Here is a 13746-nt window from a genome sequence, read left to right as displayed (position 1 = left end):
TAGGATTTTTTAACATATTGATTAAATACCTTCTGAATACACAGGACAAAAATTATCTCTTCAGCTCATATACGGACGGTGAATATAATGGAAATTAATACAAATCAACGGACTAACCCTTTTGAGGCTTTATCTATGACTCCAGCTGCCGGTGAAGTTACTGAAAACAGCGGTTTTGGCGCTAAGTCCTTTCAACAGCTGCTCTTAGAACGAATTCGTGAAGCAGAGGAGCGGACAGCGCAGGATTTTGGTTCTAATCTCAGACAGTCCAGCTTTGCTTCTCCACCATTGACCCAAGCAGCAACAGATCCAATGCCAATAAATCAGTCAGCTAATGGAAATGGATCAAATTATCAGGACATCATTCAACAAATGGCAAACAAATACAATATTAGTGAAAACTTAATTCACGCTGTTATTAAACAGGAATCTAACTTCAATCCTAATGCAACAAGTCCGGTTGGGGCCCGGGGTTTAATGCAGTTAATGCCGAAAACAGCAGCAGGCTTGGGAGTGGCAAACTCCTATGACCCTCAACAAAATATTGAGGGCGGAGCAAAGTATTTAAGTCAAATGCTGAAAAGGTATAACGGAAATACAGAATTGGCATTGGCAGCTTATAATGCCGGTCCAGGAAATGTAGATAAGCATCAGGGTATTCCTCCATTTAAAGAAACAACAGCTTATGTATCTAAAGTGATGAATACATACCGTTCATTAACTTAGATTCCTACAAACATACTTGATATAAAAAAGGATTCGTCTGTACTTGACAACGAATCCTTTTTATTTAAAATATTTTATTCATATTCTTTCTCTATTACTTTACTACTTCGAACTGTATCAATTTTTCTTACCTGACTTTCAATCTGTTCGCGCTGTGATTCAAGAAACGGCGGCAATGATAGTTTTTCTCCAAGCGTTTCATATGGTTCATCCTCCATAAATCCAGGACCGGCTGTCGCTAATTCAAATAATACCTGCGGTGCAACCGGTGTATATAACGAACCGAAATAGAAGCGCTCGACAAAGCCGGAAGTTTGGAGACCAAATTGTTCTATTCTTTGCTGCCATTTCTCTAAATCCTCTCGTTCATCTACACATAATGCTGCGTGATGCACTGTACCATAGCCCTGTCTGGCCAGAGGTAATTCTTCATTATGCTCGACGATGATCCGGGCACCGTTCCCACCTTCATCTATTTCAAAAAGATGAAGTGATTTTTCACTGGAAACCTCATTATACATAAATATTTTTTCTAATACCTGCTTGAAAAAATTAAAATCTGCAACACGTACAACTACAGGTCCCAGCCCAGTAATTCCATATTCTGATGGGATTGGTCCGTCTTTCCATGGCTTCCCTGATGCCCTTCCGGTGTTATTCTCATCAGAAACAAGCTGATACTTTTGATCGTCAAAATCAGAGAAGGATAATGTTTTTACATCGAATTGCTGTTCAATTTCTGTATGTCTAATCCCAAGACGGTCAAAACGTTTTAGCCAGTATTCAAGGGCAGCATCACTTGGTACTCGTAAGGATGTTTTATAGATTTCATTTGTTCCATGGGAACCTTTTGGGATGCCTGGAAAGTCAAAGAATGTCATATCTGTCCCTGCATTACCTTCATCGTCCGCAAAGAATAAATGATAGGTTTGTATATCGTCCTGATTAACTGTTTTCTTTACTAAACGCATTCCAAGCACATATGTGAAAAATTCATAATTCTTTTCTGCGCTGCTTGTAATTGCCGTAACGTGGTGCATTCCACGGATTGGATTCATTGAAAAAACTCCTTTTATATTTAATTAATAAATATTTAATTAAATATAATTTATCATGATATTTATACCTTGTCAATAAAGCCGTTTTCTATTAAAAAACCGCACATTTTAACAGTCTTAAAATGTACGGCATAAAATAAATTATTATTATTAAGCTTTGATTAGAGTTTCTAAGGTTTTACGGTCCAATTTCTTAATAACAGCTGTTAATAATTTCACAGCATTCTCATAATCATCGCGATGGAGAATTCCTGCGTGTGAATGGATATAGCGGGTTGCTATTGTAACAGATAGAGATGGGACACCATTTCCAGTCAGATGAATAGAGCCTGAATCTGTTCCGCCGCCAGCTATAGAGGTAAACTGGTAGGGAATATTATTTTCCTCTGCTGTATCAACAACTAAATCACGCAGTCCCTTATGAGAAATCATAGAAGCATCATACAATACAATCTGAGGGCCTTCGCCAAGCTTGCTGTCAGCATCTTGCTTATTAATGCCTGGTGTATCTCCTGCAATACCAACATCTACTCCAAAGCCAATATCAGGCTGAATGAGATGGGAAGATGTTTTTGCTCCACGTAAACCAACTTCTTCCTGAATCGTTCCTACACCATAGACAGTATTAGGATGATCTTCATCTTTTAAAGCCTTTAATACATCAATTGCAATTGCTAAACCGATACGGTTATCCCAAGCCTTAGCCATAAGTAATTTTTCATTCTTTAATTGTGTAAATTCAAAATAAGGAACGACAGAATCTCCAGGCTTCACGCCGAATGATTCCGCTTCTTCTTTACTTGTTGCACCAATATCAATAAACATATCTTTTATTTCATATGGTTTTTTTCTAGCTTCAGGACTCAATATATGCGGAGGCTTAGAGCCGATAACACCAGTCACATCTCCCTTGGAACCCATAATTGTTACACGCTGGGCCAGCATAACCTGATTCCACCAGCCTCCTGCTGTCTGGAAATAGAGAAAGCCATTTTCATCAATGCGTGTTACCATCAGACCGATTTCATCTAAATGACCTGCAACCATTATTTTAGGCCCGTTCTCATCACCAGTCTTTTTGGCAATCGAGCTGCCTAAATTATCTGTTGTCAGCTCATCGGCATAGGGCTTGATATAACTTTCAAATACTTCCCGTACTTCTTTTTCATTTCCTGGTATCCCTTTTGCATCTGTTAAATCCTTTAGCATTGTTAATGTGTTATCTAGCTTTGTCATATTGATAATCTCTCCTTTATATAGTGAAATTGCATATAGCCTGGACTTTTACAGCTTTCTCATCTCATCCGTATGATAATTGAGTCAATCAGACTTTTTACTAACAGTTAAACTTGTTAAAAGGAATTAATAACCTTGATCCTGGCGCTGATAATTAATTTGATTTTTCTCCCAATATGCTTTTTGGATATCCTTATCAGTAAATCCAAGCTGATTTCCCAATTGCAGGCTCCAGCTAAATAATTGCTGATAATTTTCATGCACCGGATTTTCCCGGTAATCAATAGCTTTTTTATATACCTGGTAAAAGCATTCTGATTCGGTCATGTTCTCTCCCGGCTTAATCTTTCCTTCTGCCTGATAAATATACCCTTGCTCAATGCCAATTGACATCAGAAAATGTAACACGTCTACATATTCCTCTAAAATAACCTTCTGCTTATTTCTTGCTTTTGTGCTCCAGAATTTAAAGCACCTTGTTTCATTAGCAAGCTCTCCAAGTTCTACGAGGAGGGCCAGATGCTTTTCATGAAATAAATTTACGTTGGATAAATCATGATTGTTCTCAATATATGTATCCAGTTCTTTTTGCATTTCAAATAGCTGATTCCAATCCAATTTATCTCCTCCTTGTCTGCCATCTCTTCCATTTTATCACAGACTTTTTAGAAAAGCTTTCTATATTCACTAATCAATTGGAATTCAAATCAGACTCTAAATCCATTAGAATTATATTTAACCCTATGGAAAAACTTTTTTCAAGCTCTTGGGGAAGCCCGAAAGCTTCATCCATCTCTAACATGCAGATAACTTCTCAATGTCCGGATAAAATGAATAGCTTCATCCTCTGTCAGAGCATATTTTTGCAGTGTTTTAGAGAATATGCCGATAATCTGCTCAGATAACTCCTTTGTTTCATCACTTTTCCATAGCTTCACTTTTTGTACTAGTTGATATTGACCCGGCCATTGCTTTGCAAAATTTCTGTACTCCTGCGCTATTGCCCATAGAGCTTCCTTCTTCTCCAATCCAATGCTTGTAACCAGAAGTTTATCATACAAATTTCTCATACTTCTTTACGCAGCCATATCCAGTAAAGTCATTGGTCTGTTTCACAATGCGAAATATAGACTTTCTATATTTTTTATAATAAAATATTATTCTCTTGAAACTTTTTGTTTCTTAATTCGTATGTAGTGGTAACAGGACGTTTCTAAGGAGTAGATAATTATGGTCATCATTATCTTTCGGATATTATTAGTGATAGCAGTTGTATTGCTTATTTATACATGGATTCAATACTTAAAAAAACCTGAGCGCAAACTGCGTCTTACTCAGGAAAATCAGGGGTTTTATTTATTAGATGAACATAATAATAATCAAAAAAATTTCCAATTAACTTTTAAAGGATGTCTTTTTATTGGCGAGAAATATTTAGGAACAACTGAAGACGCTTTTGAGGTAGTTGATGTTCATATTACTGTTAGGAATCCATTAGAACTTCGCGGGTTAACCAGAGAGGATTTATATTTTTTAGAGCAGGAAATATTGATCCACTATCCGCACGCTTCTATCACTTGGAAGCATCCGATTAATGAACTTATTATAACGGAGATCACAAAAGAATAACCGATCCGCACTGGACTGGTTATTCTTTATACAAATTGTTTCTTATTACATATTATACTGTGTGACTGCCAGGCAAAATAAGCTCACGAATTTTAAACTCATGCTTACAATTCCAGCAGGATGGGCGCTTCATACAGTACACCGCTTTCTTTAGCTTCACTTATTTCTTGCTTTCATAGTAAAACAACCAGCTCTTATATTCAAGAGCTGGTTGTTTTACTTGGTGTTAAAGATTTGGTTAATCCTCGATGCGCTGATTGCGGGGATGATGAAGCAAAAAACTCCTGCCACTGAATAATAATCTCTTTTCTTCTTAAAAGGTACAAGGATGGGAGTAAGGCGATGATAAAAATAGCGATATATACTGGAGAAAGCCGAGAAATCCAACCACCGATACTTGTGTAGACAATTGCCAGAGGAATATTTGTTATAAAAGAAGCCCGCGCATACCCTTTGAAGGTTTTGTTCGTTTCAATCAGGCATAATGATAATAAGTGAAAATGAATAAACGGGACAAGGCGTAGCAGCGTAATTTGTGCTGTCGTCATTTCCGTGTTTTTTCCAATTAACCGCTGTTTCAAAATAATTAGTTTATCGATTGATTTCGGCATCCAGCCTGCCATTACATAAAACAGCAAACTTGCCATTGTTATTCCAATAATAGAATAAACACTCCCCGCAATTGGACCAAATAAGATACCTCCAGAAATACATATAAAAACAACTGGTAAGAATAGCATTGGCCGAATGAGATGAAGAATAATAAATAACAGCGGGGAAAGTACACCGCCCATCTCAATAATCACCAGTAAATAATTCCCAACGTATTCCATGGTCACCCCTCCCCCCAAGGAAGCTGATTTACTGATACTTATATGTATGTTTCAAGACGAGCAGTCTATGATAAAAGAATTGTTTAGGGTTTTCCTTTTAAAATATTCCATGAAAAATGTAGAATTCCCTCAGAGGAAGAAAATCAGACCGATAAAACTAATTACATTAACGATAATAAAAATAGGAATGCCAATGGTGAAGCTCTTATGTTTGGTTTTATGCCGGAAAGTCTGCATGCCAATATATAGACCGATGCTTCCTCCTAAAATAGCTAACAGCCAAAATGTACGCTCTGGTATTCGATAGGCATGCTGCTTTGCTTTCTGTTTGTCTTTAAACATCAGATAGAATCCAATCACATTTGCAACGAGTAAATAAATAAACCATGATGATATGTTTTCCATTTTTTCCTCCTGTTTGCATGAATTGATAATGATACTCTTTAATCATAAAGAGAGCCTTAGCATACCGCAACGCTAAATGCCTCGATTTTAAAGTTAAAAAAAGATCGCATCCAAATTGGAGAGCGATCTTTTTTTCTATATTATTTTAAAGCGTCTTTTGCCTGAGATGCTAATTGAGCAAATGCTTGTTCATCATTAATAGCTAAATCAGAAAGCATTTTACGATTAATATCAATACCGGCAAGTTTCAAACCGTGCATTAATTTGCTGTAAGAAATATCGTTCAAGCGTGCAGCAGCATTAATACGGGAAATCCAAAGTTTGCGGAAATCACGTTTTTTCTGTCTGCGGTCACGATAAGCATATTGACCTGATTTAATAACCTGTTGTTTTGCTGTTTTAAATAAAGTTCTTTTCGAACCGTAGTAACCTTTTGCTAATTTTAAGACGCGTTTACGACGACGACGCGTAACTGTTCCACCTTTAACACGTGGCATAAGAAATCCCTCCTGATTCAATTACATATCTAAATTTATTATTTTGGTAACATTGCTTTAATACGTTTGTAGTCTCCAGAAGAAACAAGAGTTCCTTTACGTAATTTACGTTTTTGCTTCTGAGATTTGTGTGCAAACATATGGCTAGTGTATGCGTGAGATCTTTTTACTTTTCCAGATCCAGTTTTTTTGAAGCGTTTTGCTGAACCTTTATGAGTTTTCATTTTAGGCATAATTTTTTCCTCCTAGTCCTTGCGGTAAAAGCTTATTTTTTTTCGTTTACTGGAGCGACCATCATAAACATATTACGGCCTTCCATTTTAGGTTTTGTTTCTACTGTACCAAGATCCTTCACTTCTTCAGCGAAACGGTCCAGTACTTCTTTCCCAAGTTCTTTGTGGGTAATTGCACGACCGCGGAAACGAACCGCAGCTTTGACCTTATCCCCTTTTTCCAAGAACTTACGTGCATTTTTAAGCTTCGTTTCAAAGTCATGGTCACCAATTCCGGGTGTAAAACGTACTTCCTTGACATTGATTACCTTTTGCTTTTTACGAGCTTCCTTGTCTTTCTTCTGCTGCTCAAAACGATACTTCCCGTAATCCATAATACGACATACCGGTGGTTTTGCGTTTGGAGCAACTAATACTAAATCAAGGTTTCGTTTCCCGGCAATCTCTAATGCTTCATTACGAGTTTTTACTCCAAGCTGATCCCCATTTGAATCGATGAGACGAACCTCTCTTGCACGAATTTTTTCGTTAACATTCATATCCTTGCTAATAGCCAGCCACCTCCGAAAATTTTGTTACTGATCTATCTGGACAAGTCAAATCATTTCATTCCATAAAAAAAGTGTCGGTACACATACGCACCCACACATCTCCTCATTCGTAAACATGAATCGTGATGAACCCGTTAACTGCCTATACAGGCGTCAATCAGGTGAGAAGCGGGTGCTTCTACTTGTCGTTAGATCATATCATTAACTTTTATAATATATCATTTTATCGTTTTCTTGTCAAGGACTTATATCCTTTGTTTTAAACAACTATTGAATCATAGCACGGTTATTGAATAGTGTCAATGGTTTTGTAAATAAACAGCCGTTATTTTGATGCAGGCAGCCATCAAGCATCAAAAAGGCTATTCTCACATATTACGTGAAAATAGCCTCCTTATTTAAATCATAAACATTTATTTATTTCTTCTGATCAATTTCGTCTTTTATAAAGTCAACAAATTGATCAAGCGGAAGTGTTTCTGTATCCTGCTCTCCATAACGGCGGTAATTAACACTGTTTGCTTCCATTTCCTTATCCCCTAAGACAAGTGCAAATGGAATTTTTTGTGTCTGTGCTTCCCGTATTTTATAGCCTAATTTTTCATCACGACTGTCTAATTCCACGCGGATACCTTCCAAACGTAATTTGTCTTCTACCTCTTTCGCATAATCATGGTGCGCCTGCAGGGATACAGGGATAATTTTTGCCTGTACCGGAGCAAGCCATGTTGGAAAAGCACCTTTGTATTCTTCAATAAGAAATGCAACGAAGCGCTCCATGGTAGAAACAACACCGCGGTGGATAACAACAGGACGATGTTCTTTTCCATCTTCGCCGATATAAGTTAAATCAAAGCGTTCCGGTAAGTGGAAGTCTAATTGTACAGTAGATAATGTTTCATCTTTTCCTAATGCTGTTTTCACTTGAACATCCAGCTTCGGACCATAGAAAGCAGCTTCTCCTTCTGCTTCTACATAGTCCAGTTTCATATCCTCCATTGTTTCTTTCAGCATCGCCTGCGCTTTGTCCCACATAGCATCATTATCTACATATTTCTCTTTATCCTCTGGATCACGATAAGAAAGACGGAAATAGTAGTCTTCAATTCCAAAGTCTTTATATACTTTTTGAACAAGCTCTACAACACGGATAAATTCTTCTTTTAACTGATCCGGACGGGCAAAAATATGCGCGTCATTCAGAGTCATCGCACGAACACGCTGCAGACCAGCAAGTGCTCCGCTCATCTCATGACGATGCATCGTGCCAAGCTCAGCAATACGTACTGGCAGGTTACGATAGCTCCATAATTGGTTTTTGAAAACCATCATATGATGCGGACAGTTCATTGGACGCAATACAAGCTCTTCATTATCCATTTCCATTACCGGAAACATATCCTCCTGATAATGCTCCCAGTGTCCGCTTGTTTTATAGAGCTCCACATTACCAAGTACAGGAGTGTATACATGATCATAGCCTAAGCGTTCTTCCAAATCAACGATATAACGCTCAATATTACGACGGATAGTCGCTCCTTTTGGAAGCCACAGCGGCAGCCCCTGCCCTACTTTTTGCGATACAGTAAAGATGCCCAGCTCTTTACCAAGCTTCCGATGGTCTCTTTCTTTACGCTCTTCCAAAATGTGAAGATACTCATCTAATTGTGATTTTTTCTCAAACTCTGTTCCGTAAATACGCTGCAGCTGTTTATTATTACTGTCTCCACGCCAATAAGCACCGGAAATACTTAATAATTTAAATGCTTTAATTTTACTTGTTGAAGGGACATGCACACCGCGGCATAAATCAAAGAATTCACCCTGCTCATAAATGGTTACAGTTTCACCTTCTGGAATCGCATCAAGCAGTTCTAATTTTAATTCATCGCCAATTTCTGCAAACCGTGCCTTTGCTTCATCACGGGATACTTCCACACGTTTTATTTCTAAATTTTCATCTACAATTCGTTTCATTTCTTTTTCTATTTTAGGAAGATCCTCCGGTGTTAATGAATGTTCCATATCAATATCATAATAAAAGCCTTCTTCAATAACCGGGCCGACACCTAATTGAACATTGGAATATAATCGTTTCACAGCCTGCGCTAATAAATGGGCTGTAGAATGACGTGCAATTTCCAATCCTTCCTGATCACGGTACGTAATAATTTCAATCTTACCGCCATTAGGAAGCTCTCTGCGTAAGTCCAAAGCCTCCCCATCTAACTTAATTGCAAGTGCCTGTTTTTTTAAACCTGAAGAAATCGAAGCTGCTATATCTTCCCCTGTAGTTCCTACAGGAAATTGCTTCTCTGCTCCGTCTGGAAAAATAATTGTTAAATCAGCCATTTTCATCGAACTCCTTTATCAAATATAAAAACGCTCCATCCCTTTGCGTTATGCAAAGGGACGAGCGTTTAATGTCGTGGTTCCACCCTGATTCCTGAAGATACAAAAAAACCTTTTATCCCCAGCTTCATTGATCTTTAACGCAGATAAAACGTTACTGCCTACTCCAAATTATTTCAGCAGCAATGCTCCAAGGGGGTAATTATTTCATTACGAAAGGAAGCTTACAGCCATAGGACTTCCCTCTCTGAATACGTAAGCTGAAAATAATCATGTCCTCATCATAGCAATTTCATTTTCAAACTCTATCCGTATTATATTCCTTCCAGGATTGAAAAGCAAGTCCAATTGTTTAGTTTTAGTCTAAACGAGAAAGAATCGATACCCCTTTCCTTTCAAATTCTACTCTTTCCTGAAAAATATTTGTAACTGTCATTATTTTGGGATCTGCAGGGTCATCACCATATACTTTTATTCTTGCTGGTGACATGGCGATAAGCGGACTTAAATTAAATTCATTTTCATGTAATCCTAATGCGTATAATGGCGCCTGATACATCCATATACGAAGCATATCTTTAGAAATTATCTCTCCTTTTTCATTGTAAAAAATAAAATCCTCTCCCTGTTCTATATGAATCAAATCAACACAAGGATCTTTTTTCTCAATATAATGACGTAACATATCAATAAATGCCTGATGATCCTCTTCCCTCTTAAATTCTTCAATAGCCTTCCCGACGCATTCTTGAATAAAGTCTAAAAAATGAGCGAGCCGAAAATGCAATATCGCACTAAAATGAATACTCGTATGTTCCTTTAAATGCAGAAAAAAGATATGCTGCAAAAGCTTTGTTGTATCCACATGATCACGTAAGTACTGATTATCAGAATCTGAGTCAAATAAAATCCACATAGAAAAATCATAAATACGATTGATTTCATCAGGATCTGAAAAGTAATAATTATTTGTGATTTTCCGAATAATGATATCAGAAAGATGCTCTTCTATAAAAACATTCGCCATCGCGGAGCTTATCACGTTAATTAAATCTGTCTCTGCTAAGTCACCTTCCAGCCGTAATCTGTTGCCCCACTCGGCATTTGCTTGTTGATGTACTCTGATTTGTTTTCTATATGGATTTAACTGATTACGAAAAGCTGCTACTTCCTTATCCGATTCAAAATACACTTCCAACAATACATATCACCCTCATCCACTTACAAACTGTTACATTATATGGACAAGTTCAGATAAAAATGCTTAAACTAGTCAGACTAGCAGATTTACTTGATGTAGTATAAGAAAATCTGCAAAAAAGATACTTGTTAAATCTTTATTTTAATCACTCAACCTTCGCACCTTAAAAAAATAACTTGCTTATCACAGAGACAGGTGTTGATCGCCCATACCACCTATCTCTTGACAAAGCATAAACTCTATTTGGAAAGCAGGTAATGTGTAAGGCACCGCTGCGGCGGACCGTTTTGCTTTCGACGTACAACGCCTGCACTTGCACGCCCTGGGACTGGGACTGCGATTACTCGTCCCACCAAGAGCTTTTGCGATTACTCGCCCCATCGAAAACATTTGTGCATCGCAGGGCGAGCTGAAGATCCACTTGAAAAGCGGTTTTCTTTTCAAGTTAGCTGAAGCCGTCCCCATGGAAAACGTAGTGGTTGGTCGGAGTGGAACTATACACAATCTTAATTTCAATAAAAAGATGACAAAATGCAAGCAGGAAAATGAAGAACATGCTTATCCTTGTAAGGCAAGGTATAGATGTCTATTCTCAGGTCCGAAAGTTGAGTTAATCATTTAGAATGCCTCACCTGTCGATAAACGTATAGATATAGCAAAAAGGATTTCCGTATGGGAAATCCTTTTTGCTATTCATCTCTTCTATTTTCACCGGACATTTTCACCACTGTACTTACCTGCTTAATACGTTCAATAATCCGCCCGGCTTTGACCTCTTCCACACCATTTCTTGTACTTGCCAGTTCCTTCTCCAGCTGATTCAAATCAAAATTGGAGGAAAAAAAGACAGGCAGTCCTTCCATCATCCGATATTGCAGGACAGAGCCTAATACTTCGTCCCTGAACCAGGCAGATTGTAATTCCGCCCCAATATCATCCAGCATTAAAACGTCTGCTTTCTTAAAGAAATCTATCTTTTCATTAAAGGAATCATCTTTAAAAGAGCCTTTTATTTCCCGGACAAACTCTGGCATATAAATGAGTGTAGTTGAGTAATTTCTCTTTTTAAGCTCATTCGCTACAGCACCTAACAGATAGGTTTTACCAATTCCAAACGAACCATGAAGATATAAACCTTTTTTAGGCAAGCCTGTTTTAGCTTCCTCCAAAAAGTTAATAATTTCACCAATTGCTGAAATCCTCGACTTATCCTGAATAACTTCTGACATTTTTGCTTCCAAAATCTCTTTTGGCATATATAGACTTTGAAATAACCTCTGCTGCGCTTGCTGTTCTTCAGCCTGAATACGTGAATGACATTTTTCATAGCTGAGTCTAATTTCATTCTTATCCATACTTAATACCGGAGAGTAGCCTTGAACCATGTTTTGACACTCTCCAAAAGAAGCACAGCGGTCACATTGTTTGGATTGTGTCTTATATTCATACAGCCGCATTAAGTTCTTCTCAATATCCTTGTCAGTCAATTCAGGGTGTTCGTGTAAAAATGATTGAATAGAGGGATCACTCAGAATTTCTTTTTTTATTCTAGTGTAATTGGATTTGAAATTCTCATTCGTATCCATCCATGCTTTTAATTCTGATTGTATAGGCTTCATCCATCATCCCTCCTTTAATTGTGTGTTCAAACATCCTCTTTAAATCTTAGCTTTCATTTAAATATTTTTGCAGCTTAGCTTCAATCTCCTGCTGCTCTTTTTCACTTAAACCTGTATTCGCAGGCTGTTTCTTCTTCCGGTTGTTAAACCAATCAGGAACAACCTCTTTCTTATAATTATTACTGTAATTATAGTTATTATTTTTTCTTGGTTTATTTTTAGCTGATTTATACTTTTCCTGTTCTTGTTTAGCAAAGCTCATTGCTTCTTTTGCAGACTTCAGCCCAATTCTTGACCAATGGCCGGCAATAGTTTCCATATAGGCTTTAGACAGCTTCATATTTGATTGCAGCAGGACATAATGAATTAAAACATTCATGACAGGAGCTGGCAATCCCTGCCTAGTCATTACCTCGCGGACAACTTTAATATCCTGCTCAGAAGCATGGTTCCCATCTGATAGATCTTCTAACAATTGTTTTGGAGAAATCCTCTCCAGCTCTTGAACCAGCTGTTCTTCTTTTGTTTCAGGCTTCTTCCTTATAGCTTCTGTATTCGCCGTTATCCTTTCTTTTAAACGGATAGACTGTCCATTATTACGGGAGACAAACATGTCATGGCATGCTGATTTAAACTCTTCCTGATTCAATTTGTTATCTTCATCAAGAGCCCACAGCAATGCTTTTTCTATTTCTATACTTTCTATATCATACAATACCTTCATTTGATGAATAAGCTTTTTATTTGCAGGATTTAGGATTCTTTCGGCTGCAATAAACCGTTGCTTGAGCATTTGTTCTATCCAGGAAAAATCCATTGAACTCATTTCGGTGCTCTGACTCTCATTTTTCACATTTTCAGCAACAGGCAAAGATGGAGTTATCGTATCAAACACCTCATTAAAATCAGCTGTCACCTCTTCACCATAAGGATAACTATCCTTTACATAACGCGAATAAAGTTCATTATGTTTCTGTTCCCCTATATGATGCAGCAGCAGCTGGGACAGCATTGCTTCCTTGAAAAATTGATCAGGAGAATAAGGTCCCTGCACATTATACGTATAATAATCTCTGCCATCCTCTGTCCTTTTATAGGTTTTCAATAACCCTATTGCTTCCAGCTTTATACGTGCACGATAAATATCGTCCAGCGTCAAATTTAAATATGTCATCAATGTATGGTGTGTCTGTACTTTTTGCACATGACCCACCTCATAAAACAAAGTATAGTATAACGAAATTGCCTGAATTCCGATTAACGGCTGATAAAAATGTGTCAAAGAGGCATTAAAATCAAGAGGAGGCTGTTTGTCCATCACAACATTATATCCATCAATAGGAAGGATTTTCCCAATTACATTCATTATAACCCATCCTTTTTTAAGTAAAAATGTATAAGTCTTT

At 37.5% G+C, this 13746-nt stretch carries 15 protein-coding genes and 2 other annotated features; of the genes, 2 read left to right on the top strand and 13 right to left on the bottom strand.

The features are described from left to right. Window positions 1-87 precede the first annotated feature (87 nt). Window positions 88-726, top strand: a complete 639-nt coding sequence (locus tag IEX29_RS16385; RefSeq protein ID WP_188735451.1) for a lytic transglycosylase domain-containing protein — start codon at window positions 88-90, stop codon at window positions 724-726. Between the two features lie 74 nt (window positions 727-800). Here IEX29_RS16385 and IEX29_RS16380 read toward each other — a convergent pair whose 3' ends face one another. From IEX29_RS16380 to IEX29_RS16365, 4 genes are all read right to left on the bottom strand, one after another. Beyond that, complete coding sequence (locus IEX29_RS16380) at window positions 801-1784, bottom strand: ring-cleaving dioxygenase (protein ID WP_188735450.1); 984 nt, start codon at window positions 1782-1784, stop codon at window positions 801-803. Window positions 1785-1934: 150 nt separating this feature from the next. Continuing rightward, window positions 1935-3020, bottom strand: a complete 1086-nt coding sequence (locus IEX29_RS16375) for a M42 family metallopeptidase (RefSeq protein WP_188735449.1) — start codon at window positions 3018-3020, stop codon at window positions 1935-1937. Window positions 3021-3146: 126 nt separating this feature from the next. After that, on the bottom strand, window positions 3147-3638 hold the full coding sequence (locus IEX29_RS16370; RefSeq protein WP_188735448.1) for a dUTP diphosphatase: 492 nt from the start codon (window positions 3636-3638) through the stop codon (window positions 3147-3149). A gap of 167 nt (window positions 3639-3805) precedes the next feature. Continuing rightward, window positions 3806-4090 (bottom strand): TetR-like C-terminal domain-containing protein, encoded by a 285-nt coding sequence (locus IEX29_RS16365; protein ID WP_229720259.1) that lies wholly within the window; start codon window positions 4088-4090, stop codon window positions 3806-3808. Window positions 4091-4250: 160 nt separating this feature from the next. On the opposite strand from IEX29_RS16365, the gene IEX29_RS16360 reads away from it, so the two are divergent. Continuing rightward, a complete protein-coding gene (locus tag IEX29_RS16360; RefSeq protein ID WP_188735446.1) occupies window positions 4251-4649 on the top strand; it encodes a sigma-w pathway protein ysdB in 399 nt (132 codons plus the stop codon). A gap of 200 nt (window positions 4650-4849) precedes the next feature. Here the strand turns inward: IEX29_RS16360 and IEX29_RS16355 are convergent, their stop codons facing one another. The 9 genes from IEX29_RS16355 to IEX29_RS16315 all read right to left on the bottom strand — a co-directional run bounded on the left by IEX29_RS16355 (window position 4850) and on the right by IEX29_RS16315 (window position 13706). Further along, window positions 4850-5482, bottom strand: coding sequence for a TVP38/TMEM64 family protein (locus IEX29_RS16355; protein ID WP_188735445.1), 633 nt, complete (start codon window positions 5480-5482; stop codon window positions 4850-4852). Window positions 5483-5611: 129 nt separating this feature from the next. Next, window positions 5612-5887, bottom strand: coding sequence for a DUF1294 domain-containing protein (locus IEX29_RS16350; RefSeq protein ID WP_188735444.1), 276 nt, complete (start codon window positions 5885-5887; stop codon window positions 5612-5614). A gap of 140 nt (window positions 5888-6027) precedes the next feature. After that, on the bottom strand, window positions 6028-6384 hold the full coding sequence (rplT, locus tag IEX29_RS16345) for a 50S ribosomal protein L20 (protein WP_188735443.1): 357 nt from the start codon (window positions 6382-6384) through the stop codon (window positions 6028-6030). A gap of 38 nt (window positions 6385-6422) precedes the next feature. Beyond that, complete coding sequence (rpmI, locus tag IEX29_RS16340) at window positions 6423-6617, bottom strand: 50S ribosomal protein L35 (RefSeq protein WP_042146308.1); 195 nt, start codon at window positions 6615-6617, stop codon at window positions 6423-6425. Between the two features lie 32 nt (window positions 6618-6649). Then, entirely contained in the window at window positions 6650-7156 is a 507-nt protein-coding gene (gene infC / locus IEX29_RS16335) for a translation initiation factor IF-3 (RefSeq protein ID WP_139344830.1), read from the bottom strand. A gap of 71 nt (window positions 7157-7227) precedes the next feature. Beyond that, window positions 7228-7358 (bottom strand) — a sequence feature (ribosomal protein L20 leader region). A gap of 227 nt (window positions 7359-7585) precedes the next feature. After that, window positions 7586-9520, bottom strand: coding sequence for a threonine--tRNA ligase (thrS, locus tag IEX29_RS16330; RefSeq protein WP_188735442.1), 1935 nt, complete (start codon window positions 9518-9520; stop codon window positions 7586-7588). A gap of 53 nt (window positions 9521-9573) precedes the next feature. Continuing rightward, window positions 9574-9814: a binding site (T-box leader), on the bottom strand. A 64-nt stretch (window positions 9815-9878) separates the two neighbouring features. Continuing rightward, window positions 9879-10712: a sporulation protein YtxC gene (gene ytxC, locus IEX29_RS16325; protein ID WP_229720271.1), complete on the bottom strand. Its 834-nt coding sequence runs from the start codon at window positions 10710-10712 to the stop codon at window positions 9879-9881. Window positions 10713-11410: 698 nt separating this feature from the next. Further along, entirely contained in the window at window positions 11411-12340 is a 930-nt protein-coding gene (dnaI, locus tag IEX29_RS16320; RefSeq protein WP_188735440.1) for a primosomal protein DnaI, read from the bottom strand. A gap of 46 nt (window positions 12341-12386) precedes the next feature. Next, the gene (locus tag IEX29_RS16315) at window positions 12387-13706 is read right to left on the bottom strand and encodes a replication initiation and membrane attachment family protein (RefSeq protein WP_188735439.1); all 1320 of its coding nucleotides are present in this window, start codon (window positions 13704-13706) and stop codon (window positions 12387-12389) included. Window positions 13707-13746 lie beyond the last annotated feature (40 nt).

The sequence above is a fragment of the Oceanobacillus neutriphilus genome (assembly GCF_014645515.1).
Taxonomy (GTDB): Bacteria; Bacillota; Bacilli; order Bacillales; family Amphibacillaceae; genus Oceanobacillus; species Oceanobacillus neutriphilus.
Note: the sequence above shows the minus strand (reverse complement) of the source record. Positions and strands in the feature narration are given on the sequence as shown.

Coding starts and splice junctions, on each gene's coding strand:
- rpmI (WP_042146308.1), bottom strand. CDS start 6,617: ATGCCTAAAATGAAAACTCATAAAGGTTCAGCAAAACGCTTCAAAAAA.
- IEX29_RS16365 (WP_229720259.1), bottom strand. CDS start 4,090: ATGAGAAATTTGTATGATAAACTTCTGGTTACAAGCATTGGATTGGAG.
- IEX29_RS16315 (WP_188735439.1), bottom strand. CDS start 13,706: ATGAATGTAATTGGGAAAATCCTTCCTATTGATGGATATAATGTTGTG.
- IEX29_RS16380 (WP_188735450.1), bottom strand. CDS start 1,784: ATGAATCCAATCCGTGGAATGCACCACGTTACGGCAATTACAAGCAGC.
- IEX29_RS16355 (WP_188735445.1), bottom strand. CDS start 5,482: ATGGAATACGTTGGGAATTATTTACTGGTGATTATTGAGATGGGCGGT.
- dnaI (WP_188735440.1), bottom strand. CDS start 12,340: ATGAAGCCTATACAATCAGAATTAAAAGCATGGATGGATACGAATGAG.
- IEX29_RS16350 (WP_188735444.1), bottom strand. CDS start 5,887: ATGGAAAACATATCATCATGGTTTATTTATTTACTCGTTGCAAATGTG.
- infC (WP_139344830.1), bottom strand. CDS start 7,156: ATGAATGTTAACGAAAAAATTCGTGCAAGAGAGGTTCGTCTCATCGAT.
- IEX29_RS16385 (WP_188735451.1), top strand. CDS start 88: ATGGAAATTAATACAAATCAACGGACTAACCCTTTTGAGGCTTTATCT.
- thrS (WP_188735442.1), bottom strand. CDS start 9,520: ATGGCTGATTTAACAATTATTTTTCCAGACGGAGCAGAGAAGCAATTT.
- rplT (WP_188735443.1), bottom strand. CDS start 6,384: ATGCCACGTGTTAAAGGTGGAACAGTTACGCGTCGTCGTCGTAAACGC.
- IEX29_RS16360 (WP_188735446.1), top strand. CDS start 4,251: ATGGTCATCATTATCTTTCGGATATTATTAGTGATAGCAGTTGTATTG.
- IEX29_RS16375 (WP_188735449.1), bottom strand. CDS start 3,020: ATGACAAAGCTAGATAACACATTAACAATGCTAAAGGATTTAACAGAT.